This window comes from Anaeromassilibacillus senegalensis, from assembly GCF_001261775.1.
Taxonomy (GTDB): domain Bacteria; phylum Bacillota; class Clostridia; order Oscillospirales; family Acutalibacteraceae; genus Anaeromassilibacillus; species Anaeromassilibacillus senegalensis.
This window is the reverse complement of sequence record NZ_LN868538.1, coordinates 184490-208364: the sequence shown is the minus strand read 5'-3', so window position 1 is coordinate 208364 and position 23875 is coordinate 184490. Positions and strand designations below refer to the sequence as shown.

At 47.5% G+C, this 23875-nt stretch carries 39 protein-coding genes and 1 tRNA gene; 34 read left to right on the top strand and 6 right to left on the bottom strand.

What is annotated here, in order from left to right:
- Positions 1 to 39 precede the first annotated feature (39 nt).
- Positions 40 to 116 (top strand) — tRNA-Met (locus BN2106_RS11310).
- On the opposite strand, the gene BN2106_RS16960 is transcribed toward BN2106_RS11310, so the two are convergent.
- A complete protein-coding gene (locus BN2106_RS16960; protein ID WP_407921754.1) occupies positions 73 to 1635 on the bottom strand; it encodes a recombinase family protein in 1563 nt (520 codons plus the stop codon). The two genes, BN2106_RS11310 and BN2106_RS16960, sit on opposite strands and share 44 nt — an antisense overlap.
- A gap of 236 nt (positions 1636 to 1871) precedes the next feature.
- On the bottom strand, positions 1872 to 2402 hold the full coding sequence (locus tag BN2106_RS11295) for a helix-turn-helix domain-containing protein (protein ID WP_050698698.1): 531 nt from the start codon (positions 2400 to 2402) through the stop codon (positions 1872 to 1874).
- A gap of 168 nt (positions 2403 to 2570) precedes the next feature.
- On the opposite strand from BN2106_RS11295, the gene BN2106_RS11290 reads away from it, so the two are divergent.
- Positions 2571 to 2786: a helix-turn-helix domain-containing protein gene (locus tag BN2106_RS11290; RefSeq protein WP_050698697.1), complete on the top strand. Its 216-nt coding sequence runs from the start codon at positions 2571 to 2573 to the stop codon at positions 2784 to 2786.
- Between the two features lie 30 nt (positions 2787 to 2816).
- Here BN2106_RS11290 and BN2106_RS16215 read toward each other — a convergent pair whose 3' ends face one another.
- Together BN2106_RS16215 and BN2106_RS11285 are read right to left on the bottom strand one after the other, a co-directional pair.
- A complete protein-coding gene (locus BN2106_RS16215; RefSeq protein ID WP_154666513.1) occupies positions 2817 to 3332 on the bottom strand; it encodes a hypothetical protein in 516 nt (171 codons plus the stop codon).
- Positions 3333 to 3337: 5 nt separating this feature from the next.
- Entirely contained in the window at positions 3338 to 4252 is a 915-nt protein-coding gene (locus tag BN2106_RS11285; protein WP_050698696.1) for an exonuclease domain-containing protein, read from the bottom strand.
- A 111-nt stretch (positions 4253 to 4363) separates the two neighbouring features.
- On the opposite strand from BN2106_RS11285, the gene BN2106_RS16210 reads away from it, so the two are divergent.
- The 17 genes from BN2106_RS16210 to BN2106_RS11200 all read left to right on the top strand — a co-directional run bounded on the left by BN2106_RS16210 (position 4364) and on the right by BN2106_RS11200 (position 12563).
- A complete protein-coding gene (locus BN2106_RS16210; RefSeq protein WP_195891833.1) occupies positions 4364 to 4534 on the top strand; it encodes a hypothetical protein in 171 nt (56 codons plus the stop codon).
- Between the two features lie 14 nt (positions 4535 to 4548).
- Entirely contained in the window at positions 4549 to 4788 is a 240-nt protein-coding gene (locus tag BN2106_RS11280; RefSeq protein WP_050698695.1) for a hypothetical protein, read from the top strand.
- Complete coding sequence (locus BN2106_RS11275; RefSeq protein WP_050698694.1) at positions 4785 to 5324, top strand: CRISPR-associated protein Csx16; 540 nt, start codon at positions 4785 to 4787, stop codon at positions 5322 to 5324. Before BN2106_RS11280 ends, BN2106_RS11275 begins: the two co-directional genes overlap by 4 nt.
- A 25-nt stretch (positions 5325 to 5349) precedes the next feature.
- Positions 5350 to 5634 carry a hypothetical protein gene (locus tag BN2106_RS11270; protein ID WP_050698693.1) on the top strand — a complete coding sequence of 95 codons (285 nt, stop codon included), beginning with the start codon at positions 5350 to 5352 and terminating at the stop codon, positions 5632 to 5634.
- A 49-nt stretch (positions 5635 to 5683) separates the two neighbouring features.
- Positions 5684 to 5938, top strand: a complete 255-nt coding sequence (locus BN2106_RS11265) for a helix-turn-helix domain-containing protein (protein ID WP_050698692.1) — start codon at positions 5684 to 5686, stop codon at positions 5936 to 5938.
- Positions 5931 to 6113: a hypothetical protein gene (locus tag BN2106_RS11260; protein ID WP_050698691.1), complete on the top strand. Its 183-nt coding sequence runs from the start codon at positions 5931 to 5933 to the stop codon at positions 6111 to 6113. Before BN2106_RS11265 ends, BN2106_RS11260 begins: the two co-directional genes overlap by 8 nt.
- A 33-nt stretch (positions 6114 to 6146) precedes the next feature.
- The gene (locus tag BN2106_RS11255) at positions 6147 to 7274 is read left to right on the top strand and encodes a hypothetical protein (RefSeq protein ID WP_407921747.1); all 1128 of its coding nucleotides are present in this window, start codon (positions 6147 to 6149) and stop codon (positions 7272 to 7274) included.
- Positions 7275 to 7586, top strand: a complete 312-nt coding sequence (locus tag BN2106_RS11250; RefSeq protein ID WP_050698690.1) for a hypothetical protein — start codon at positions 7275 to 7277, stop codon at positions 7584 to 7586.
- Positions 7567 to 7893, top strand: a complete 327-nt coding sequence (locus tag BN2106_RS11245) for a hypothetical protein (protein ID WP_050698689.1) — start codon at positions 7567 to 7569, stop codon at positions 7891 to 7893. Before BN2106_RS11250 ends, BN2106_RS11245 begins: the two co-directional genes overlap by 20 nt.
- Positions 7890 to 8225 (top strand): hypothetical protein, encoded by a 336-nt coding sequence (locus BN2106_RS11240; protein WP_050698688.1) that lies wholly within the window; start codon positions 7890 to 7892, stop codon positions 8223 to 8225. Before BN2106_RS11245 ends, BN2106_RS11240 begins: the two co-directional genes overlap by 4 nt.
- Positions 8226 to 8885: 660 nt before the next feature.
- Positions 8886 to 9626 (top strand): rolling circle replication-associated protein, encoded by a 741-nt coding sequence (locus tag BN2106_RS11230; protein ID WP_050698686.1) that lies wholly within the window; start codon positions 8886 to 8888, stop codon positions 9624 to 9626.
- Between the two features lie 18 nt (positions 9627 to 9644).
- The gene (locus tag BN2106_RS11225) at positions 9645 to 10070 is read left to right on the top strand and encodes a phage N-6-adenine-methyltransferase (protein ID WP_242846317.1); all 426 of its coding nucleotides are present in this window, start codon (positions 9645 to 9647) and stop codon (positions 10068 to 10070) included.
- 4 nt (positions 10071 to 10074) lie between these two features.
- Entirely contained in the window at positions 10075 to 10335 is a 261-nt protein-coding gene (locus BN2106_RS11220; protein WP_050698685.1) for a hypothetical protein, read from the top strand.
- Positions 10332 to 10922: a Holliday junction resolvase RecU gene (locus BN2106_RS11215; RefSeq protein WP_050698684.1), complete on the top strand. Its 591-nt coding sequence runs from the start codon at positions 10332 to 10334 to the stop codon at positions 10920 to 10922. The genes BN2106_RS11220 and BN2106_RS11215 overlap by 4 nt, the downstream gene beginning before the upstream one ends.
- Before the next feature lie 14 nt (positions 10923 to 10936).
- Positions 10937 to 11359 carry a hypothetical protein gene (locus BN2106_RS11210; RefSeq protein ID WP_050698683.1) on the top strand — a complete coding sequence of 141 codons (423 nt, stop codon included), beginning with the start codon at positions 10937 to 10939 and terminating at the stop codon, positions 11357 to 11359.
- Positions 11352 to 11693 carry a hypothetical protein gene (locus tag BN2106_RS11205; protein ID WP_050698682.1) on the top strand — a complete coding sequence of 114 codons (342 nt, stop codon included), beginning with the start codon at positions 11352 to 11354 and terminating at the stop codon, positions 11691 to 11693. Before BN2106_RS11210 ends, BN2106_RS11205 begins: the two co-directional genes overlap by 8 nt.
- Before the next feature lie 108 nt (positions 11694 to 11801).
- The gene (locus tag BN2106_RS11200) at positions 11802 to 12563 is read left to right on the top strand and encodes a DNA-methyltransferase (protein ID WP_242846316.1); all 762 of its coding nucleotides are present in this window, start codon (positions 11802 to 11804) and stop codon (positions 12561 to 12563) included.
- A gap of 56 nt (positions 12564 to 12619) precedes the next feature.
- On the opposite strand, the gene BN2106_RS11195 is transcribed toward BN2106_RS11200, so the two are convergent.
- The gene (locus tag BN2106_RS11195) at positions 12620 to 13060 is read right to left on the bottom strand and encodes a DUF2442 domain-containing protein (protein ID WP_050698680.1); all 441 of its coding nucleotides are present in this window, start codon (positions 13058 to 13060) and stop codon (positions 12620 to 12622) included.
- 12 nt (positions 13061 to 13072) lie between these two features.
- Positions 13073 to 13327, bottom strand: coding sequence for a DUF4160 domain-containing protein (locus tag BN2106_RS11190; protein ID WP_050698679.1), 255 nt, complete (start codon positions 13325 to 13327; stop codon positions 13073 to 13075).
- A gap of 104 nt (positions 13328 to 13431) precedes the next feature.
- On the opposite strand from BN2106_RS11190, the gene BN2106_RS16620 reads away from it, so the two are divergent.
- From BN2106_RS16620 to BN2106_RS11115, 15 genes are all read left to right on the top strand, one after another.
- The gene (locus BN2106_RS16620) at positions 13432 to 13899 is read left to right on the top strand and encodes an HNH endonuclease signature motif containing protein (RefSeq protein ID WP_050698678.1); all 468 of its coding nucleotides are present in this window, start codon (positions 13432 to 13434) and stop codon (positions 13897 to 13899) included.
- A gap of 92 nt (positions 13900 to 13991) precedes the next feature.
- Positions 13992 to 14582 (top strand): hypothetical protein, encoded by a 591-nt coding sequence (locus BN2106_RS11180; protein WP_050698677.1) that lies wholly within the window; start codon positions 13992 to 13994, stop codon positions 14580 to 14582.
- Complete coding sequence (locus tag BN2106_RS11175) at positions 14583 to 15059, top strand: phage terminase small subunit P27 family (RefSeq protein ID WP_050698676.1); 477 nt, start codon at positions 14583 to 14585, stop codon at positions 15057 to 15059.
- Entirely contained in the window at positions 15052 to 16767 is a 1716-nt protein-coding gene (locus BN2106_RS11170) for a terminase large subunit (protein ID WP_050698675.1), read from the top strand. The genes BN2106_RS11175 and BN2106_RS11170 overlap by 8 nt, the downstream gene beginning before the upstream one ends.
- Positions 16764 to 16949 (top strand): hypothetical protein, encoded by a 186-nt coding sequence (locus tag BN2106_RS11165; RefSeq protein ID WP_050698674.1) that lies wholly within the window; start codon positions 16764 to 16766, stop codon positions 16947 to 16949. Before BN2106_RS11170 ends, BN2106_RS11165 begins: the two co-directional genes overlap by 4 nt.
- A gap of 44 nt (positions 16950 to 16993) precedes the next feature.
- Positions 16994 to 18199, top strand: coding sequence for a phage portal protein (locus tag BN2106_RS11160; protein ID WP_195891831.1), 1206 nt, complete (start codon positions 16994 to 16996; stop codon positions 18197 to 18199).
- Complete coding sequence (locus tag BN2106_RS11155) at positions 18186 to 18908, top strand: head maturation protease, ClpP-related (RefSeq protein WP_050698672.1); 723 nt, start codon at positions 18186 to 18188, stop codon at positions 18906 to 18908. Before BN2106_RS11160 ends, BN2106_RS11155 begins: the two co-directional genes overlap by 14 nt.
- Positions 18909 to 18925: 17 nt before the next feature.
- Positions 18926 to 20125 carry a phage major capsid protein gene (locus BN2106_RS11150; RefSeq protein WP_050698671.1) on the top strand — a complete coding sequence of 400 codons (1200 nt, stop codon included), beginning with the start codon at positions 18926 to 18928 and terminating at the stop codon, positions 20123 to 20125.
- 23 nt (positions 20126 to 20148) lie between these two features.
- On the top strand, positions 20149 to 20415 hold the full coding sequence (locus BN2106_RS11145; protein ID WP_207641721.1) for a head-tail connector protein: 267 nt from the start codon (positions 20149 to 20151) through the stop codon (positions 20413 to 20415).
- Positions 20415 to 21008 (top strand): hypothetical protein, encoded by a 594-nt coding sequence (locus BN2106_RS11140; RefSeq protein WP_050698669.1) that lies wholly within the window; start codon positions 20415 to 20417, stop codon positions 21006 to 21008. The genes BN2106_RS11145 and BN2106_RS11140 overlap by 1 nt, the downstream gene beginning before the upstream one ends.
- Before the next feature lie 2 nt (positions 21009 to 21010).
- Entirely contained in the window at positions 21011 to 21496 is a 486-nt protein-coding gene (locus tag BN2106_RS11135; RefSeq protein ID WP_050698668.1) for a hypothetical protein, read from the top strand.
- The gene (locus tag BN2106_RS11130) at positions 21497 to 21946 is read left to right on the top strand and encodes a phage tail terminator family protein (RefSeq protein ID WP_050698667.1); all 450 of its coding nucleotides are present in this window, start codon (positions 21497 to 21499) and stop codon (positions 21944 to 21946) included.
- Between the two features lie 4 nt (positions 21947 to 21950).
- Entirely contained in the window at positions 21951 to 23015 is a 1065-nt protein-coding gene (locus BN2106_RS11125; protein WP_050698666.1) for a phage tail sheath subtilisin-like domain-containing protein, read from the top strand.
- A gap of 13 nt (positions 23016 to 23028) precedes the next feature.
- Positions 23029 to 23460, top strand: coding sequence for a phage tail tube protein (locus BN2106_RS11120; protein WP_050698665.1), 432 nt, complete (start codon positions 23029 to 23031; stop codon positions 23458 to 23460).
- A gap of 2 nt (positions 23461 to 23462) precedes the next feature.
- A complete protein-coding gene (locus tag BN2106_RS11115; RefSeq protein ID WP_050698664.1) occupies positions 23463 to 23846 on the top strand; it encodes a phage tail assembly chaperone in 384 nt (127 codons plus the stop codon).
- Positions 23847 to 23875: the final 29 nt, after the last annotated feature.

The following is a 23875-nucleotide window of genomic DNA, read 5'->3' as shown; positions in this document are numbered from 1 at the left end:
AGTATAATAAATTCTGCACTCAAGAAAGAGTGTGGATATCGCGGAGTGGAGCAGTCCGGTAGCTCGTCGGGCTCATAACCCGAAGGTCGTAGGTTCAAATCCTGCCTCCGCAACCAGTGGCGTCTGTGTCATCGGCAACGATGATGCAGGCGCTTTTTTTATTTCCTCCGGAAGTATGGAGGAAAAATCCGCCAAAGAATGAATCTCGATGCGATCGGCGTAAACATCAATGCGAGTGATATATTTTTTTAGGACCTCTTTGATAAACCGCGGGTCGTTTTTCAGACGGTCCGCGTCTTTTGTAAGCTCTGCGATCAGCTCGTCCCTTGTGAGGGTGACGGTAGATTGCAGAGCTTTTATTTTTTCTGCAAGGATTCCGCGGCGAACCTCCAGGTCGGCAAGCTTTTGGCGCACGGCGTCGCTGCTGAACCCGTCAGCCAATACATCAGTCAGATTGGATATTTTAGCCTCAATTGCATCATAGCTGTTTTGCAGGGCTTTTGCATCCTCGCCGTCGGTCGCTGCGGCCGCAGCAAGGATACCGTCCGCGGTTGCCTCAATCATGCTTTGGTCAAACAGAGATTTTTTGAGCAAGGATACAACCAGTGGCTCAATGTCGTTCGCTGGCATGTTTTTTGCCTTGCACGTTTTCTGGCGGCTTTTCGCTCCGCAGATATAGGACTTGTATTCATAACCTTTTTTGTTGGTCGTGGTGTTGCCGATCATGGCGGCGCCGCACTCCCCACAGTAGAGGACGCCGGTTAACAGGTAGGTTCTTCCCCTGCGGGAGTTGTTCAGCTTGTTGTGTTTATTCTCTTCCATTCTTTTTCTTACCTTCTCCCAAATTTCTTTTGTGACAATCGGAGGAATGACACCCTCAATTTTAACAGCCCGGTCGCTGGGGCCGCCTCCGGCCCATTTGGTCATGTATTTAACCTGGCGCTTGCACCAGGTATAAGTACCGGCATAGCGCTCGTTTTTTAAAATCTCATGTAAGGTGTTTTTCCCAAATGGTTTTCCCCGCCGGCCGCGGAGGCCGGACGGAAGGGCGGCGAGTATTTGATCGTAGCTGCGCCCGCTTGCGTACATCTCAAAAATCATCTTTATAACGGGCGCTTCGTCATCTCTAATAATGTACTGGCCGTCGTTTATCGAATATCCAAACGGCGCATATCCTCCCAAAAATTTACCTTGCTGTGCCAAATAATCTATCTTGTCCATAGACTTGATGCGGGACGTGAGCACATGAGTCTGGCCGATGCCGACCGTGATCAGCTCCGTCAAAAAGTCCGATGGATTATCCAGGTCTCCAAGCCTGTCCATGCAGGATTCAACCGCCACGCCGCGCGCCCGCATCTCCCGGCGGAAAGAAAACCAGTCCACCACATCACGGGAACCGCGCGTCAGATCATAAAGGACAATGCAGTCTATCATTCCGGCCTCTACGGCGCGCATCAGGGCTTCATATCCTTTTCGGTCGAGATTTGTACCGGTCAAGGCTTCGTCCTTATACAGTCGATTATCGGGCAAATAATAGCCATTGTCAGCGCAGTGCTTTTTAATAACCGCGTATTGGACCTCTATGCTGCATTGTTTATCGGTTGAGTACCGGGCGTAACCGGCGGCGCGTATCATTTAAAACGCCTCACTTTCTATTATTTGTACAATCAAACTATATTTCTAAAAAATACCAATCAAAATTATGGAACAAAAGTCAAATGCGACGGCCCAGTGTTATATAGAGGGGGGGAGGGGATAAGCCCTCAACTATATAATAATGGGGAGTGTATAAAATGGATAAAAATTGTATTTGCCCGGAAAGCTCTATAAGGATTATCCAAAACGCCGTGCGCAGAAAGCAGCACAAAGAGTCAGACAGCCTTGTCTTTTTGGACCTGTACCGGTCGGGCAGGGAAAGCCGCGTTGACCATCTGGACAAGCCCGGCGAAAAAGTCAGCCTGGACAGCGGTAACATCATCGCCTTTGAGTACATATCCGCGCTCAACCAAAAATCGATAAAATAGGTCATACGCCTGCCGCGGGATACCGAGTTCATCCCGGCCTTCGTCCTCCGCCTCTGGCTCTTCAGGGGCGGGGGATTTTTTTTTACCTATTTCATCATTTATGTCAATTGAATAGGCTCTATTTTGTTTAATATAATTCGGATCGTATTTTTCCTGTTTACCATAATGATAATCATTAACGTCATCACGCACTAGATAATCTAAAGTAACATCAAAATATTCGCACAACTTTTGAATCGTAGGTAATTTTGCATTTTGGTATCCCTTTTTATAAAATGCGTCAATTGTTGTATATGGAATACCGCTTTCTTTTGACAGTACGCTTTTGTTTATTCCTTTTTCTGCAATTAGATTATCTAGTTTTTCTAAAAAATTCATTTTATCAAATCCTTTCATAAGCTCTATTACATTGTAACGTTATATCGGCTACAAGTCAAGAAAATAATTACGATGCATTGTAAAAATAGTATTGACTTATTACAATGCATCGTATATAATATTAACAACAGATACGATGCATCGTAATTCGAAAGAGAGGGACACAAAGTGTTTGATAATTTAAGAAACGCACTTGAAAACAAAAAAATCTCCATGAAAGCATATGCAGCGGTTCTGGGGGTTACAGAGAAAACCGTACAAAACAAGTTAAGTGGTCAAACTCCGTTTACGTTACCGGAAGTTTGGGCAACCTGCTTCGATCTGCTCCCAGAATATTCTTGGACGTATTTATTTAATCAGGATACATTCCAAAAACCCGCATGAAAAAGCCGCCCCTGTAAGGGGGCGGCGAGATCAATCGATATTTCTATTGTGTCCATAAAAAACACGTCCATTTTCTAGGTTTTTACGATATTGACATGCCGTGGCGTAGATTAAATCCGGATGGATACATTTCATTTGATCACTACAATCCACACATTTGCTACAGCATCCAAAATCCGAAAAGCAAAAAGAAGCAGTAAATATTTTTTTCAAAATTGGATAAAGCATCGTTAGTTTTTCGGATAGTTCATCAAGATTTATACGACAAAAATCCAATTGCGATTTAATTTGTGTGACTTTTACACCCTCGTTTTCAAACAGATTTTTGAATTTGGAAGGGAAACTCACATATTTAAAATTACCATTAGATTTTATTCTCGCGTAAAGAATGTTTTTAGTCGTCGAAGAACGAAAAGCCGATGGTTCGACGTGGATTAAAATACTATTTTCAGCGCCAACGTTTTCGCATAATTCAAATCTGCATGTTTGGTTTAAATCATCTGACATTATATCGTTTAGCCTTTGAACAAAATCATAGTCATACATTTCAATCACCCCAACATGTCATAAAATACGGATTCTGATATGATTTGCAAATCATACCCCTTCAATATGTATTCTTCTGCTTTTTTCATCTTGCCACTTTTGCCGTCGTGAATACTTTTGCAATAACTTAAATTTCCTACAACCAGAAAATTGGTATGCCTATTTATAGAGTCGCCGCAAATCCCGCCTGCATCCACAACTGCCTGCATTGCTTCTTTTCGTGTAAACCGATCAAGCGCTCCTGTAAAAACACAGACCTTTTGATACAGAATATGAGACTCGTCAAAATATATTTTACAGGTATTAATCTCTCTCGCTTTTGTCCGGGAAAAGCCTAAACACAGCACCTCTAAATCAATGTGGTTTTTATGTACATATTGTTTTAAATGTTCGTAGCACCGGTGAGTTGTATCACAATCTGCCAACGCGCGATGCTTGGTCGAAACAGTCAAATCAAAGGCGTTTGCAAGAGTATCTAATTTGTAGTTTGGAAGTCCCGGAATAATCCTGCGAGACAGCCTCAACGTATCAATGAAATTATTATCCAATAGAACACCTATATCACGCATACAACAATCATAAAGAAAATTAATATCAAAATTGACATTGTGCCCAACGATAATAGAATCTTCAACAAAACTTAAAAACGAAGGTGCAACGTCCTCGAAAGAAGGAGCAGAAGATAGCATTTCATTCGTAATGCCTGTCAAGGTCGTTATGAAGTCACTAATCGGGAAATACGGACGCACTAACGAATTAAAACTTGAAATTGGAGTTTGGTTCTTTATTCTTATTGCGCCAATTTCGATGATTTCGTCATATTTTGGGTCTAGGCCCGTAGTTTCTATATCAACAACAACATAGCTATCGACACACTGTAGCAAACTTTTACCTTTAAATTCTCTGTTTGTGGTAGACATTATTTTCCCTCCAATTCGTTTATATTTTACCATCATATAAATTTTCTTACAATGACAAAATTCAACAAAATAGAAAAATACGCATCATAGCAAAGAGAGGAAGTGAAAATCATGGAATGCAACGGGCGCGCGGTAAAGATCATCAGGGACAACCAGCCGGTAGACATAGACGGGATCGTCCGTACTGCAATAAGCTTTTTGACCAACGGCGACCCTGCCGGATACATAGACAGCATCAAAAAAAGAAGGGCGGCAGGGCAGACAGATAATTCTAAAAATTGAGAGGAAGTGAAAAAATGGACACTTGGAAAAGAGTCATGGAAAACCTGGTGAGGCCCAACACGGACGAAGACAATTACAATTATCTGATGGGCGTCAACAATGCCCTTTTCGGACTTCACTCCGGATATACGGGAGGGGCGGATTACATGCCCAATTGTAAATGGTATCAGCAGGGGTACAAAGATACCATTGAAATGGTCAGCGGAATGACCGTAAAAAAATTGAAAAAATTGAAAAGAGGGAACAAAAAATGAAAAAACTTAATGAAATTGCGAAAACAAACCATATCGTTGCTTACGGATTCGGCGCAATCGTATCGTTCGCCGCTCTGTCTAATCCGGGTGGACCGGAAATCGTGGTATCTACGTTGTCTCCATCAGCGATGATCAATATGGGCGTAAGCGACTACTACGCTCCGGTCTTTCCGCGCGGAGCACAGTACACAACCGCCGCCGACATTGCTAATGCTGATCTGGCTGTCAATCATGTGTCTGCATCCCGTGTGCCTGATGCGACCGTAAACTTGATTGTATCCCGGCATCCTGGCACGATCAAGGTGTTAAGGGATTGCTATCCCTCGGCATCCGTGTTAACCGGAAATGTGTCCCCGGAAGATATTCGCGGGCGTGTGGTTGTTGGAACTCTCCCTCCGCACCTGGTCGCAGAGTGCCGCGCATATATCGCGGTCACCATCGACAGCTTTGACCACACCAAAGACGGAGACCTTGACGGCGGAGAGTTGAGACGGCGCATGCGCATCTACGATCCGGTCGCCGTGTCAATCGATTAAGGAAACGCCAAAAGAAGGTGAGGAAATGGAAAGAACGGAAAATCTGTATCTCGTGACGAGCTATAGCGATCGGAAGCTCCACGTCTGGGCCACATCCGGCGGGCAGGCGAAGCGCCTCTACTGCCGGGAGTATGGCATCCGCCCGAGCGATGCATGGTGCGGCGTCTCGTCCTTGACGGCGCACAAGTTGACACCTGCGGAGGTCGCCGCATGGCAGGGGCAGACCGAAATGAGTCGTGTGACCGGTGCCTTTATCACCGGGATGCTCGACCTGCACGCAAAGGTGTACGAGGACGCATGTCGTAGGTAAAACACATCTATATAAAACTGACATTAAAAAAACGAAAGAAGGTAAACAAATGAGACGGAGAGAAAAACCGATGGGAAACCGGAATTGCACCGGAGCACGCATCACGCTGGCCCGCGAAAGACTGGACATGAAGCAAAAAGACCTTTTGGCCCAGATCCAAGTAAAGGGAATTGAAATGAACGCCTCCGGCCTGTCCAAAATCGAAGGCCAGAACCGGTACGTTATGGACTTTGAGCTGAAAGCCTTTGCGGAAGTCCTTGGTGTATCGGTTGATTGGCTGCTGGGAGGCGAACAAAATGAATGATCAACCTTACATAAAGCACAGCCGACTGGGTGTGATCCTGTTTGTCGTCGGCCTGGTTGGTGGATTCCTCACAGCGATGGCGTCGGACAGCGGCATGCTGACCATCTGGCAGGTGTGGGCGCTCGGCACGATCGAGAGCCTGGCCATGGGGATCGGCGGGTTGATGCGTGAGTAAAAATCACAAAACGGAGGTTGAGAAGAAACAAAAATGAAAAGCTGTATGGAGAGAATGAAGGAGAATCACACGGATGAGAAAATTGCGTCGTTTCGGGTAAAACAGAAACTACCGTATGAAGCAAAGATAAACTATGCATACACTCGCGCATGGGAGTTCTATAACGAGTGTGGTAAGCGAGGACTGAACTGTCATGTATCCGTAGGCGGTCTGGACAGCATTACGCTACTGTTGTTTTTGCGATCCATTGGAATAGATGTTCCAGCGGTTTCGGTATCGACCCTGGAAGATAAGAGTATTCAGGCCATACATAAAGCATTGGGAGTCATCTCGCTGAAACCATTAAAGAGCAAAACACAAGTTTTGCAGGAATGCGGGTTCCCTGTACTGTCCAAAGAAACGGCATCGAAGATCGAGCTGCTACAGAATCCATCTCCGAAGAATGCCACAGTTCGGCATGCGATCATCACAGGAGAAACCGGAGAGTATGGTGGGAATCGGACAGGTACACGGATGAAGATGGCTCAGAAATGGCTGGAGCTGTTTGCAGGTGGTGAAAATGAACGGGAAGATGTGCAATATCAATGTGCTCCGTTTAAAGTATCCGCCAAGTGTTGTTATTACCTCAAAGAGAAGCCGTGTGACGACTGGGCGAAAGAACACAACAGTGTACCGTATCTGGGTCTCATGGCGTCCGAAGGAGGCCGTCGCCAAAAGTCGCTTATGATGAATGGATGCAACTACTTTGGAAAGACAGCGATACGGTCGGCGCCATTTGCAATATTTGACCGTCAAGACTTGTTGCAGCTTGCCCTTGACCTGGAAGTACCTGTTCCGGAGATATACGGCACCATAGAACGCCAAGCGGATGGCACTCTTTACACAACAAGAGCACAGAGGACAGGCTGTTCCATGTGCGGTTTTGGGATCCAGCTCGAAAAGAGACCCCATAGGTTCGACCGACTCTACGAAGACAATCCGAAAGAATGGGATTTTTGGATGTACCGATGTGTGAAGGATCCAGTTACTGATGAAGTATATGGATGGGGCAAGGTGCTGGATTACATAGGGGTACGTTGGACACCAGAATCGTTAGAAACGGATTTGACTTTGCGAGAACGAAAGGCTGCCAATAGGAAGAGAAAAAAGGGGGAGATATAGATGCATAGCAAAAAAGCCGCCGCCAGAGTTGCGACCTCTGACAGCGGCGAAGGAAATATTGCCAAACCAAATATAGCGCACAGCGAAAAGAAAGTCAATCACGATCCGCCGCCGGACATCTGCATCACCTGCCGTGCCCACACCTCTTGCAACGGTGCATGGCGTAAAAGCTGCAAGCGAGTAAAAGCGTATAATGCCCGTGCGGAAGAAAGAAGGATAAACGGGCACGGCGCAGAAATCGCAAACAAAATCCGCAGCAGCAGAAAACGGCACGAAGGGAGGCCGGGGAAAAATGGGTACATCCCATACTAACTATCCCGGAAACGTCCCAACACGCATATTGCATTATTGTAATAATTTTGCAATAGCGCAAAAAGGCGATTATTACCTGTTTATTAAGGACTTCTCCCGCCTCTCCGGCGGAGGCTGGGAATTTACGCATGCGATCATAGCCAAAAATCCCATTATGATATGGACAACATATTGGGGATCAGTAAATCAAGCTGTCCGCGAAAAAATTGGAAAGATGTTGATCGAACAAGGGTGTAATCCAGACACGGGAGAGCCTATCCCATATGCCCCGGAAGGATATGCACGCCCGGAAAGAAGTGTAAAATGAAACTCACAAAAAAGACCGCTGCAGCCCTTGCGCGGCAGGAAATCGGAAGCGCCTCAAGCATGAAGGCGATCGGACAAGATGAAAAAAGATACTATATTTTCGCAATGGGAAGATTTCGAGCAGAAATCATTAACCATCCGGAAAACGCCACGTTCATAATCATGGTCATTTATGACTTGGACAGCGATTGTTCTATTCGCAAAATTTTCAACCGGGAAACGCTTGCGTATAACGCTCACGAGACAGAGCGCATCAACCGGGACGAGCTGATCGAAGAGGCATATACGATCCCGCCGCACATCTTACGCGAGATCATTGAAAACATGGAATAGGAGGCCGTCTGCATGAACCCTAAAGACGCCCGCCGCGGGCCGGACCCGGAATGCAAAAACACATGCCAGTGTGCGTCCTGCACGCAGCTGCAAACCTGTAGGCTGCACCGGGGTGTAGCCGTAAAGAATCCATACATACACACGCCGTATCCCTGCCGGGGGTGCAAAGGCGCAAATGATCCGTTAGTAAAGCGGATGAAGGTTGACTGCGCCATGTGCCAGACTCTCGCGTGGCCGCAGAAAAAGGTCCCAAGAAAAGGTGTAGCGCAATGAACCGCTTCACACCGGACAAAATTGTCAACACAATTTGCCCGATTTGTGGAAAATCCACGCCGCGCGCAGTGTGTATCTGCCCTGTGCATCATGCCCGCGTGTGCATGGATCACTGCTATAACGATTGCTCGATCCACGACAACCGAATCGGGCACTGCATGTACAATGATCAAAAATGATCCATCCATAAAACAAAAAATCACCCTCTGACTATCAGGCCTGGCAGCCGTCAGAGGGTGAAACCTTACTCATATCTGAGCGCTTTTATTATATCATAAGCGCCGCAGATACGCAAGCCAAAAAACGGCATAAGACCGGGCTTTGACCCCTTGGTAAAGGTATTAATAATAGGCCGGGAAAGCAAAAAAGAAGGACGGGAAATCTGCCATGGGATACCGGAAAAAGACATACCGGACAGGACCGGTAATAGAGATCGAAAAAACCTATTATGTCCCCCGGAGCCAAGAACGCGCGTCGAAAGCAGCGGCCACGGCGGAAGCGGTCAAGAAGAACAACGATAAGCTTGCCCGCCGGGAGCTTACGCGGCAGCTAACGACGTACTTTACCGCGAATGATTGGTTTCTCGCTCTTACCTATCGCAAGGAAGAGCGTCCGGACCCAGAAACCGCCAAAAAGCAGATGAAAAAATTTTGGCGGGATATGCGGAAACTGTATGCTGAAAACGGGCAAGAGCTATTTTACATATCCACAACAGCGATCGGTTCCCGCGGAGGAATCCACCATCATGCGGTCGTAAATTACATCGACCTGAGAGAGATCAAAAAGCTATGGCCTTACGGACAAGTGCGACCGGTCCTGACGTACATGGATGGTGCATTCGCAGCCCTGGCCGATTACATCATCGATCAAAACAAAACGGCACCAGATAAGACCGAGATTATACCGGGCCGCCGCTGGTCTCACTCGCGGAACATCAAAAAAGTCGAACCCAAAATAGAGGAAGTCTCCGCAAAAGAGTGGAAAAAGGAACCGCAGCCGCTCAAGGGATACCGGATTATATTAGAGTCGGTTGAGAACGGAGTGAATCCCATAACGGGAATCCCCTATCAGTTTTATCGAATGATAAGAATTAGAAGGAGAAATAAAAGTGAACAGTGCTTTGCATAGCTCGAAAAAAATGGATTGGTGTACGCCTCAAAGTTTTTTGAAAAATTAAATGAAGAATTTAATTTCAAATTGGATGCAGCGGCCACAGATAAAACTGCAAAATGTTCGCGATATTTTACGCCGGAAACCGATGGGTTAAAATCGTCGTGGAAAGTGGAGGGTGACGGAGCGGTATTTTGCAACCCACCCTACGGAAGAGAAATAGAAAAATGGGTTCAAAAATCATACAACGAGGCGCAGAGCGGGACGACAATTGTTCTTTTAATTCCAGCACGCACGGATACTTCATATTTCCACAAATACATTTATGGAAAAGCGGAAATTAGGTTTGTCCGCGGAAGATTAAAATTCACGGACGAAAACGGAAAAGAAAAAGATAGTGCGCCCTTCCCATCGATGATCGTAGTCTATAACAGGAAAACAAATAAAAGGACAAAGGGATGATTTAATGGGAAAAACCAATTTCATCTATTCGTCATCGGAGGCATACACCCCGCGCTACAAATGCCGCATCTGTGGAAAAGAATTTGATGGAACACCGGTTTGTGCGAAACACGAAGCTAAAGTTTGCATGTGGAACGCTATACGAGGTCAAGACAACGAATACATGGGTTTTGATGGTAGCTACACCGGCCACGAATGCAAAAACGGAAGCTTTGGGATTGCTGACCTCATCGGCTTCCGCCGGGAAAGCGGGGCAAAAAAATGAAGCAGTACAGCGGAAAATCCGCCGCCAAAAGCTGGCAGGGCAGGGTCAACCGCGCCCAAGGCGGGTATTTTGAAGACCGTATCAAAAACGGATGCCAAAAATATCGGGACCAAGGCCGCGCGGATGTCGATAAGGTCCCAGAGCCGTTTCACGTCATCAAACGGTTGTCGGGCTTGCAGTTTGTGGGCAACTTCGTAGGCCGCGCGCAGCCGGACTTTGCCGGGACCCTGATCGGGGGCCGTGCAATCCGGTTTGAGGCCAAGCACACCGATACCAGCAAAATGAACAAGTCGGAAGTGAAAGACCATCAGGCAAAGGCCCTTGCCGGCCACTACAAGATGGGGGCCGCTACCGGTGTCTGTGTCGGGATCAAGCTGCAAACCTTTTTTGTGCCGTGGGCCATTTGGAACGACATGGAACGAATATTTGGGCGGCGGTACGTGACAGCCCAAGACCTGCGCCAGTACGAGGTGCAATTCGACACGAAAAATAACGCTGTGCTGTTTTTGGATTTTGTAGGCTTGGGAGATAATCCAAGCCGGGCAATCGCAGCGGAAAAAGAAAATATACAGCGGAGAATGAAATAAGGAGGAAAATAACCATGAACGAAATCAAAATCGGCCAGCGGATCAGATGGAAAAGTACCGGATCCGGACCAATGGTTGGAACGGTCATAAACAAAATCCCGAAAAACCGGCCAATGTCTCAGTACATGCCGCAAAACACTGAGCCGCGGCAGTGCCACACAAAGAGAGAAGTCAGCGACCGCGAAAGGTATCTGGTAGAGGTATTCGGAGAACCTCCCGCTTATTATGCTATCTCGATCAGCCGTAACATCCAGATCGTCGGTCAAACAATTGGTGATAAAGTAAAAAACGATTTGGACATGATAGCAAAAGAACTTGCTAAAACAGAAACATGTCCCCTCAAAAAAGACTGGGACTGCATATCCGTAGGGCGCGAATGCGTCAAGTGTTGGCGCCGCTATCTTGATCAGCCGCAAGAGGATGTCTGCGATGAGTAAGCGAGACGTGAAACTTGACCGGTATGGAATTGGGAAATACGCATATCGGGAGCTGCACAATTTTTGTTTGCAGTATCAAGAGAAGAAAAGAGACATACCACGGGCCAGCGGAGAGTGGAAAGAAAAGCTGATACATGACTGTGAGCTGATAGAGCAGACAGCGGTAGAGGTATCGGACCGAGACTATCAATGCATCATCCTGCATGTAACACAGGACATCCCATGGCACAATCTTAGGCTTGTACATGGACTGATGACATACGAGAGAGGATTTCGAGAGGAGCGGCGCAGATTTTATCACGCGCTGGCCCAAAAGAAAAAAATTATAGAATAGCCGTTTTTGGCACGTACTTTTGTGGTTTGATAGATGCATAGAGTACGTGCCATGACTATTTTTATAGATAATCTCCGTAAAGGCTCCTATAAATAAAATCCGGGATAGATGGAGCTGAAAGGAGAAGAGATGGATTACATAAATAAGATATTTAACGAAGACTGCATAAGCGGAATGAGCCGTTATCCAGATAAAAGTATCGACATGATAATGTGCGATATGCCATACGGAATAACGCACTGCCGCTGGGATGGGTTGTTTCCGCTCGAAGCTCTTTGGAAACAATACAAAAGGATTATAAAAGACAACGGTGCTATATGCTTAACTGCCTGCCAGCCGTTTACAACTCGCCTTATTAGCAGCCAGTCCAAGCTATTTAAATACTGTTGGTACTGGAACAAAAATATGGCAACTGGTTTTGCCAACGCAAAAAAGCAGCCCCTTCGATGCGTCGAAGAGATTTGCGTGTTTTATAAGCGCCCGCCTGTATACAACCCACAAGGGATTGTAACGCTAGATACTCAGATACATCGTAAGGGTATTTCTAATCCGCGACATAACGATTGGGCCTATAGTATTAATGGGTTTAAAAATGGAGCAGACACATATATAACCAATTACCCACGTCAAGTTTTAAACATTAAATGCGAACGCGGTTTACATCCAACACAAAAACCAGTCGCCCTATTTGAATACCTGATCCGTACATACACCAATCCGGGTGATTTAGTCCTTGATAATTGCATGGGGAGCGGAACTACAGCTATAGCCTGCATGCATTCGGGACGAAATTATACCGGTTTTGAATTTGATGAAGCGTACTTTAAAATATCAGAAAATCGCATTTTAAAAGAGTGCATAAGCAAATGAGGGGGAGTACGTGCCAAGGTGTTTTTGAGGCACAGCGGAAAAAGAAAGGCGGAAGCTTACGCCTCCGCCTTAGGATCACCGTATTCGCGCCGCATGGCGGCTTCCGTTATTACCCACTGCTTTCCGTATTTCTGTGCATCAATACCCGCCTTTAGCTTTCCATAAGACAGAGCTTTGCGCAGTGTGCTTTCGTTCAGGCCCCACATATTTGTGGCGTCTGAAAACGCAAGCAGCCCGTCGAACGGAGTCGAGACCGTTTCCCCATTCGCCCAAAGCTCATCGCAGGCTATGTCGATGTCGTCGTTCCAGCACACTCCATACCCTCCGGCGTCAACCTTTGCCAGAGCAAAAAGGCCGGGAACGTCACATAGGGACCGGAACACAGGGTGACGATCAAACAGCGGCTTGAAATCATACCGCTTGGTCGTGCCGCAAACAAAGCCTACCAGCATTTTATAATCCGGCAATGCGGACACAGTTTTTACTTTATGGAACATATAGCTTCCTCCTTATTCAAGCGGTGGCAGTGCCTTAAATTCTTGTGTGTTCCAGATGTTCAGTAGTTCTTCCCGGTGCATCCCGACCCATTCCCGCATCATTGCAAGCGCCTTGTTTGGGAGATCGCCTTCCATCATTTCTCCGGTTCGTATGTCGATCGCTCCGATATATTCGCCATAGATTACGTGGATGTGAGGCGGATTGTGTTCCTTTCCGAGGAAGAGCATTTTGACCACCAAACCATAAAACCTTGAGAGTACAGGCATTTTGTTTCACCCCCTTTCTGTAACTATATTATATCACGGTATCGTGATTAAGTCAAGGGGTTTTTCGTAATTTCTAAAGTTTAAAGTTTTTGGAGGCAAAAGACATGCCATTTAAAAAAATATGCAGGCATGCTGGTTGTCTACAATTGGTGGAGCACGGAGAATCATATTGCAAGCAGCACAAGTCCAAAGAGGCAACAAGGAAGTCCGAGAGGCAGAGGCAATATGATCAATCCGTGCGGCTTGAAAGAGACGCGAGAGAACATGCGTTTTATATATCCGCTGGATGGAAAACGATGCAGAAAAGAATCATGTCGATCTACAGCGGTTTGTGCTTGTGGAGTTATTACAAGAACGAATCAATAGAAAGTGCCGATGAAGTACATCATATCGAGCCGATCAAAGAACGCTGGGACTTGAGACTGGACCCGGATAACCTCGTGCCTCTGTCTCACCGGGAGCACATGCGCATTGAAAAAAGGATGCACAGCGGAGATATGCGGGTAAAAAGCGAGCTACAAGAGCTAAAACGGCGTTGGAATGTCGACTTCCGAGGGGGTAGGGGGCTGTAAAAAAGTTCCGGCTTGCATGGTGCAATACCGCAAGGCCTCTTTTTCCGCGCAAAAACTCCCCACGGAAAATTTGAAATTTGGATTGGTGGCTGATGAAGAAGAAAGGTCCCGGAAAATACGATAAATACCTGCTGATGCAGTCCGCGGGCGCACAATATGTTTGCTTTGATCTCTATTTATCACGATATGAATTGGGTAAATTTTTGGATCATTTACCGCGAGAAAATGAGATTTTCAAAATGATTTCTCCCGCCGGTGGATGGAGCAGTTGCAGCCTTGTCATGTGGATTGCAACGCAGTGTGTAATCCACGGCCTGCTGGTTACAACTTTACGCGTAGGCCAAAAAGAACTAGATGCGATTGTAGCGCTAAAGAAAAAAGGCGCGATTGAAAACGTGGAATTTTTACTCAGCGGCCTTGCCAAGGAAAATAAGGTACGAGGCAAGGACTACGGGTACAGTCAAAATTTTGAACAGGTTTGCGAGCGCGCCGGTATCAAATACCGGTATGTCAAAAATCACAGCAAGGTAATTTTGCTGGACACCGACAAAGGAAAATTTGTGATTGAAACGTCCAGCAATTTTAATGAAAATCCCAAGATCGAACAATTTAGCTTTGAGAAAAGCGAGGAACTATATGATTTTTATAAAAGAATTTTTGACGAATTGCTGGGGGTGGGGTAAATGGCAGGCCCAAGACAACCGATTGATCTGTTGAAGGCAAAGAAAAAAGCGCACCTTACAAAAGCCGAAATAGAAGAACGGGAAAGAGCCGAAATCCACGCGCCAGCAGATGCAGTGGAGCCGCCGAAGTACCTTATCAAAAGGCAAAAGGATGAATTTAACCGGATCGCCTCCCAGCTAATCGATCTGGGGATCATGTCGAACTTGGACTGTGAATCACTTGCCCGGTACATCATCGCAGAAGAAAACTATCGCAAGACCGTTAAGATGATGCGCAAATTGCCGTGCGAACCGGAAATGATCGGGCTGATTGACAAGGTAACGGCGGTGCAGGATCGCGCGTTTAAGCAGTGCCGGGCTGCGGCAAGCGATTTGGGGCTGACGATTTCAAGCCGGTGCAAATTGGTAATCCCAAAAGAGCCGGAAAAACCAAAGAGCAAGTGGGATCAGTATCGGAGTGGTACGACCGGTGGATAAAGCAATCAAATACGCGGAAGCAGCGGTTAAAAACGCGCTGGATCGAAATGTTGGAAGCAGCGAAATCATGGGAGCACAACGGTTTTTGAAGGACCTGGAACGCCAGGGGACGCCGGATTTTCCGTTCGTATATTCTGAAAAACGTGCCGCCCACATGTTCGGATTTTCCGAACAACTCATCCTGGCGGAAGGAGACGATCCGCAGCCGTTCCGGCCAGCGGATTTCCAGGCATTTATTATGGCGAACTGGAACGGATGGGTGATAAAAGACACCAACAACAGGCGGTTCCGCACATCGTACATCCAGGTTGCCCGCCAGAACGGAAAAAGCGTGATGAACGCCATACCATCCCTTTATTATGGAAATTTTGACGGTTATCAGTACCCGCAGGTCTATGCAACGGCCACAAAAGAACTGCAAGCGCGCATTGTCCTGAAAGAGTGTATAAAGTTTATTAAAGCGGACCAGGAACTGGAACGGGAACTCTTTAAAATCAAAGAATACCGCGGGGAAATCGAATGTCTCCTGACAAATGGAACGATCAAGGCGCTGGGCAGGGATACGGACAGCATAGACGGCTTTCGTCCGTACTTTGGAAGCGTCGATGAATACCATAAGCACAAAACCAACCAGATGTACAAGCTCTTGACGGATGGGTGTAAAAAACTGAAATCCTGTTTGGTATCCATCATCACCACTGCGGGATTTGATTTGAACAGCCCATGCAAAAGCGAATATGACTACGGAAAGAACATACTGAGTGGATTTCCAGATGAAACACACTTTGTTTTCATCGCGGAACCAAATCAGGAAGACGCCATAGGCGAGCGAATCTGGAACGAGGAAGTTTGGCAGACGGCGCACCCACTTTGGACGCCGGAAACATGCATCAGCATGCGCGCGGACGCGATCAAAGCCAGAGAAAAAGGCGGAGACGATCTGCTGAACTTTATGACAAAGGACCTCAACATATGGGTACAGGCGACGGAACACGGGTATTTAAACGAAAGAAAGTGGACCGAATGCGCAAGCGACACCACAATCGACGACATGGCCGGGCGCGCCTGTTATTTGGGACTGGACCTCTCTGCCGGCGGGGACTTGACCAGCGGATCGTTGGATTTCCCGCTTGACAATGGAAAATTTTTTATCGATTCCCATTCTTTCATGCCGGAAAATCGGCTATTGGAACACGAACAAACCGACAAGGAGCCGTATCGTATATGGGCGAGAGACGGTCTGCTGACATTGACACAAACCGGCGGCGGGTACATCACCGATTACAAATACATTTTGCGATATTACAAAGAATTGGCAGATCGCTTGAACCTTGAAATCCTTGGGATTGCCTATGACCCGCATGGAGCATCGGCGTTTCTCCCGGATTTAGAAGATACATTTCATTGTGATTTGATAGAAATAAACCAGTCGGCGCGCAGTCTGAATGATTCAACGGATCACTTTAAGAACTGTGTAGATGCAAAAAAAATCATCTATGATAGAAAAAACACGCTGCTGGCATGGAGTTTTAGAAACGCGGTCACGGTATCAAACAGTTTTGGAGAAATCAAACTCAGCAAAGATTATGCCTCCAAACGCATAGACCCATGCGACGCGACGATCGACGCACACAAGCTGGCAATGGGAACAAAGCCAAAACTGGACATATCGAAATACGATTTAGAAAAATGGTGGGGTCTGGAATGAAAAAATGGTGGAATAAAATACGGGACAGCACGGAAGATGTATGTATCCTCTCAGGGCTGTGCTGCATCGCGGCGGCGGCGCTCTGCGTTTGCATTCCGTTGGGGCTGCTCGCCGCAGGGATTGAACTTGTAGGGATTGGGGCTTGGTTTACGATCCATCCGATCGGAGGCGGAGATAAATGATTTTTAGAAAATCATATCTTGCAGCCACGCAGGCGAAAGCTCAAATGAATGACGGATGGGATAGCCTGCGGGAAGCTCTTGGAATGGATGAATCCGACAGCATCAGAGGGGAAAAGGCCCTAAAGGAAGCCACGGTATACACCTGCGTGAAAATACTGTCTGAAACGCTGGGAAAACTGCCCTTGAAGGTATACCGGTACACCGAAGGCGGACAGCAGCAGGTAAACCACTCAATCGCGCCGATTTTGAAACTGCGGATGAATCGATATATGAGCGCGATTACCGGTTGGAAATGCCTGGAGGCGCAGCGAACGTTATATGGAAACGCCTATGCGTGGATTTCTGCATCAAAAAAAAACGGAGCGATAGAAGGCATATACCCGTTGGACAGCCGCAGGGTGTCGATTTATATGGACGACGTCGGATTGTTGAGTGGAAACAGAATGATCTGGTACTACTATACCGACAACGACGGAACGCCATACTGGTTTAGGCAGGATGAAATTTTGCATTTCAAGGGCCTCTCGACCGACGGGATTGTAGGACTGAGCGTCATAGAGGCCCTGCGCGCGTCGGTAGAAAATGCAAAGGCCAGCGGGACGTTTTTAAACACCAGCTACAAAAAGGGCATGATGGCCTCCGGCGTGCTGCAATATACCGGCGACCTAGATACAGAAAAGTCAAACAAAATACGGAATCAATTTGAAAAGATGACAATGGGAATTGTCAACGCAAACCGGATTGCTGTTATGCCAATGGGAATGCGGTTTGAACCGTTCCAGATGAAACTGACAGATGCGCAGTTTTTGGAAAATTCGCGGTTTACGGTCCAACAGCTTACAGCGGCATTCGGGGTCAAGCCGCATCAAGTGAACGATCTGACAAAGGCGTCGTATGCATCCGTGTCGGAGAGCAACCGGGAATTTTACACAGATACCATGATGGCAATTCTCGCGGAATACGAACAGGAAATCAATTACAAGTGCTTCCTGCCAAGCGAAATCAAGGCCGGATATTATGCCAAATTTAACGCTGACGCGATCACGCGCGCGGAAATTGAAAAGCGGATGACCATGTACAAGGACGCGATTCAAAATGGGGTTATGACGCCAAACGAGTGCCGTCAAAAAGAAGACCTTCCCCCGCGGGAAGGCGGAGACGAACTATTCGGAAACTCTGCCCTGGCACCGGTAAAACTGCTGGCGCAGGGCATGGCGATGAAAGGAGGGAACGCGATTGGCGATACTTAAACTATCCTGCGAAAAAACCGGGGCCAAGGGAACCATTGAAATCAAAAATAAAACACCGACCATTGCGGAGCTATACATATTTGGTGACATAGTTGGAACGGAATGGGAAAAGTGGGCGCCGGAAGATAAATGCCCAATGGAAATTGTTGATTTTTTGAAAGAGGTAGAGGACAAAGAAGAAATCCACATGTATATCAATTCCGGCGGGGGTGATGCTTTTGCCGGTAAAGCGATGTATGAGATATTGATGCGGTCTAAGGCGCGTAAGGTTGCGCATATCGACGGTATGGCTGCCAGCGCCGCCACAATGCCTCTCTTTGCGGCGGATGAAATTATCGCTCCGGCGGGAGCTTTAGTGATGATGCACGATCCGTGGACATTTGCAATAGGAAATTCTGTTGACCTGAGAAAAACAGTGGAAACGCTGGAAAAACTCGAAGAATCCTATGCGGAAATATATCGCGCTCATCTGAAAAGCGATACGGAGGTTGACATCCGTCAAAAAATGCATGATGAGTGGTGGGTGAACGGCGCTGAACTGGCTGATTTTTTTGAAAATGTAAAAACAGAAGAAACAAGGGTTGCTGCTTGCTCCAGCGCGATGTTTGTAAAGTATAAAAATTTACCAGAATCCGCGTTGAAAAAGGCAAAAGAAGATGAGCAGCGGGACGAAAAAGAAAAGCTGCTCTTAATGATTGATGCGATTTGAGAAAGGGGATTAAAACTGTGACAAAAGAAGAAAGAGAACTCCGGGTACAGGCAAATAAGCTGAAACAGGAAGCACGCGATCTGGTGGCAAAAAACGAGATGGAAAAGGCGAAGGCAAAGGTGGCGGAAGCAAAAGACCTGATCGAAAAAGCCGACCTGATGGCAGAGCTGGATACGGATCCGCCGCCCGCTGATCCGCCGAAAGGTGAAGTAAAAGACAAAGAAGAAGCAAAAGCGGATTACAGAAGGGCGTTTTTCTCCGCACTCCGAAGGCGCGACATGTGTGTCGCGTGGCTGAGGCCGAACGAAAGAAGCGCTTACGACGCCGCGCTGGATGTTTACGCTGCCGAGGGATTGCACGAGACGCCGGACGAAAACGGCGGACTGCTGCTGCCGCAGGACATCCAGACCAAGATCAACGAGTACAAGCGCACACTTGACCGTTTGGAGAGCCTGGTTGACGTAATTGCGACAAACATGAAGTCCGGAAGCCGCGTTTACGAAACTCTTGCGGAACTGACGCCGTTTGAAAACCTCACATCGGACGACATGGATTTGCCCGAAATGATCCCGCCAAAATTTGAGGCCATCAAATACGACATCAAAGATTACGGCGGATGGACGCCGATCCCGAACGATCTGCTGGAAGATACTGATCAAAATATCATCGCGTTTTTGGTCAATTGGATCGGGAAGAAATCGGTTGTTACCAGGAATCAACTGATCTGCGCGAAGCTCAACGCGCTGGATGCCACTCCATTTGCCGATTACAAAGCGATCAAAAAAGCGATCAACGTAACACTGGATCCGATCTTTGCGGCAAGCTCCATTATCCTGACCAACCAAGATGGGTACCAGTATCTTGACACGTTGGAGGACAAAAACGGCAGGCCCTTGATGCAGGTGGACATTACCAATCCCAGCGGAAAAGTTTTTGCCGGAAAATCTGTTAGAGTCGTATCCAACTCGACGCTGCCGACAGAGACCAGCGGCACCGGAGACGCGCAGAAGCAGCTTGCCCCCATTTTTATCGGAAACATCCCGGAGTACATCAAGATGTTTGAGCGGAAAGGGCATCAGATTGCATCTACAAACATTGGCGGCACGGCATTCCGGAAGAACCGGACCGAAATGCGCGTGATTGAGCGCGAAGACGTCGTGACGGTGGATGCCGCCGCCGTTGTACGCGGCGCAATGGATGTAACCGGTAAAATCTGATGGGAACGCTTTTGGAAGATGCCTTGAAATATGCAAGGGTGGACCAGAGGGAGATTGAATATGGCGCAAAAATCATCTTTGATGCAGCTGAAGCGTACATAACAGAGGCGATCGATCAAAAAAGCAGGGAACTCAACGAAGCGAATCCGGCATATCGACTGGCGGTATGCATGCTGTTTTCGCATTGGTACGACAACCGGGAGGCGGTCGGAAACGATAAAGACCTTGGTTTCGGTCTGCGGAATTTGATTTCTCAGCTGCAAGCCGGAGCCTTGCAGGAGGATAGCTGATGAATGCAGGCGAATTGAATGAAAGAATCGGATTAAAACACCTGCAAAACAGCGGCGCGTATTTTTGGTGGGACAGTACAGAAGACACTTGGGCAAAGGCGGAAATACAGCAAGGGAGCAATTTATTTTCAAAGGTTGGAATTGGGGTGGCGGGCGTAAAATTTACGGTTCGCCGCCGCCCTATATCCCTGAACAACGCCATAGACTGGAATGGGAAACACTGCTTTCTAACGTCGATCAAAGAAATAAACCGGATGTACTGTGAAATACAGGCTGCGATGATCGAACCTGTAAAATGTATTGCGTCCAGGAGGCCAAAAACGAAGGACCAGTACAACCGCCCGCAATGGCAAGAAGAGCCGATCCGTATCGCTGAATTTCCGGCCTGTTTAACCGAAAAGTATATGGGTTATCAAAAAGATACGCCGGAATCTCAGACCACGACCACCTTGGTGATAGTAACGCCAAAGAAAATCGAGCTGCTATCAGGGGACCTGGTAAACATCGGCTCCGAAACCTATGTTGTACAAATCGCTCATTGCCTGGATCAGTACAAAAATGAGTATGAAATTGTCAATACAAAGGATGTGTAAAAATGTCCCAGAGCATTGACACGTCGCAGTTTGATGGGTTTTCGCGCCGGGTGGAAAATATTTTGAAGGGAAATAAAGAAGCCCGGCGCAAACTCCATGAACGGCTGGCGTCTATTGCAAACGAAACCTTGGACCAGAAAACGGACGAAAGGTTGAACGGAGACACTACGAAAATAAAAGGGTGGCAGGAAAAAGCCGTTGGAACAAAAGGCGGATATGCAGCCGTAAGACCGCGAAAAGGCGAGCTGCCGCCGAACGGAAAAGGGAATGCGTACAGATATGGACAAATCACAAACGCGATCGAAAACGGGCACCGCGTCCGTCCACCCTCCCCGGATACAAAGCGAAAGCGGCCAGGCCGGGCTAAAATGATCGCCGTAAGCGGAAGGTTTTTTTACAAGGCGGCAAACGATGAGTTGGGGAAAAAGGCCGTTGAAGAAGCCGAACGGTTTGCGGACGAAATTTTGCAGAGAATGGAGGGCGGATAGTTGCTCACATACACAAACCTGATAGATGCAATTTGCGCCGTGTTGTGCAAGATGTTTCCGGGCGCGACCGCGTATACGGAGAATTGCCCGCAGGAATTTGAAAGGCCAAGCTACTACATTGAATTGAAAAAATGGGAATCGATTCCAGCCACCCGGTGTGCCGTGAAATGCAAGGCGGAATTTACGCTGATGTATATGGGAGAACTGGATGCCCATAAAAATCCGATCATGTCGCAGTTGGTAGACGCGCAGCAAAAGATCATATCGGCGTTTTCCCCCGGTAAGCTCGCCGTTGGAAATCGAAAGCTGAATATCTCGACCAAGGTGGACGAAGCCGGGCCAAATTTGCTTGCTATGACCATCACGGTATCGTATTTTGACGACACGGACGAACAAGCCGAGCAATATCAGACCATCAAAACAGTAGAAACGACCATAAAGGAGGCATAACGCTATGGGACTGCCAAATATCAATATCGCATTTAAAACAGCTGCGGCCGCAGCCGTGCAGTTATCAAAAAAAGGTACGGTCGGACTGATCATAAAGGACAGTAAGCAAAACGGCGCGCACGTGATTACCGGCGCAACAGAGGTTCCGGCAGAACTTGCGGCGGACAACCAGGAATATGTAAGCCGCACGTTTTTGGGCTATGTCAGTGCGCCGAGCAAGGTGATTTTGTACGTCCTGCCGTTGGACGCAGCAAACCTGACAGAAGCGCTCGACTATTTTGCGACACAGACGTTTGATTACCTCGCCGGTCCGCCGGATACCTCAAGCGCGGAATCGACCGCCATTGCATCCTGGGTGAAAACGCAATGGGAGCAGGGAGCGACGCCGCGCGCGGTTTTGCCGGGGCATACAGCAGATAACGAAGCCGTGATTAATTTTGTGGCAGAGGAAATCCAGACAGGAGATCAGATATACACCGCGGCGCAGTATTGCAGCCGCATCGCGGGATTGCTGGCCGGAACGCCGATGAATATATCCTGCACCTATGCCCCGCTTCCGGAAATCACCGACATTAAGCGCATGACCAAAGAGGAAATGGATACCGCGATTGACGCCGGAAAGTTCATTCTGATGCACGACGGACGCAAAGTGAAAGTAGGCCGTGGAATCAACTCTCTGACCACCACAACCAAAGACAAGGGAGAACAGTTTAAAAAGATCAAAATCGTGGATGCCGTGGCCGCGATCAAAAGGGATATACAGATCACCGCGCAGGACAGCTACATCGGGAAGTACGCCAACAGCTATGACAACAAATGCCTTTTCATCACGGCGATCAAAGGATATTTTACGCAGCTTGAGATCGACGGTGTGCTTGACCCCGGAAAAAACACAATCGACATCGATGTAGAGGCGCAAAAAGCCTATTTGCAGAGTACAGGCGTAGATGTGTCCGCGATGAGCGAGCAGGAAATCCGCAGCGCAAATACCGCGGATAAAGTGTTTTTGCTGGCAAACATCAAAATTTTGGATGCGATTGAAGACATCGACTTGCAAATCGTAATTTAAGGAGGCATAAACCGTGGAAAGTGCAAAAAGAGTCATATCCGGTACTTGGGGCGAAGTCTGGCTGGATGGTGAGTACGTGACCGAGTGCTACGGGATGCAGCTCAAGGTGTCGTTTAAAAAAGAAGATATTGCCCGGTGCGGGATGATGGCGGTTGACAAAAAGATCACCGGAATAGATTGCACCGGCTCCGTGAAGATGTATAAGGTATCCAGCCGCATGGCGCGGAAGATCGGAGAAAAAATCAAGAACGGCGAGGACGCCCGGTTTACGATCATTTCAAAGCTGGACGATCCGGATGCCTACGGCGCGGAGCGCGTGGTGGCAAACGGCGTGTCCTTCGATGATCTGACTTTGGCAGACTGGGAGGCGAACACCGCCGGGAAAATCGAATCCCCGTTTACCTTCACCGATTACGATTATCTTGACATGATCCCGGAGGTATAAAGATGGACGTATTAAAAAGCCTGCTTGCGGCAGACGAAAAGCTGATCATGGCGGCGCCGGAAAAAGATTTCAAGGTAAAACGTCTAAGTGAAATTTGCGGGGAAGATGTGATCTTTTCCCTCAAGGCGCTGTCCTACAGCCGCGTAGCGGACATCAAAGCTTCCGCCGCCACAAAGGACCAGGATATGAGCATCCACATCGTGCTGGCCGGAGTTACCGCGCCGGACCTGAAATCGAAAGAGCTGATGGAAAAATTCAGCGTGCCGACTCCTGCTGAATTGCTCAAAAAGATGCTGCTTGCGGGAGAAATCGAAGACTTGGCGCAAGAAATTGAAAAGTTGAGCGGATACCGCAAAAGCACAGTGGAGGAAGTTAAAAAAAAATAGAGGAAGACCCGGAAGTACAGCTGATGTAC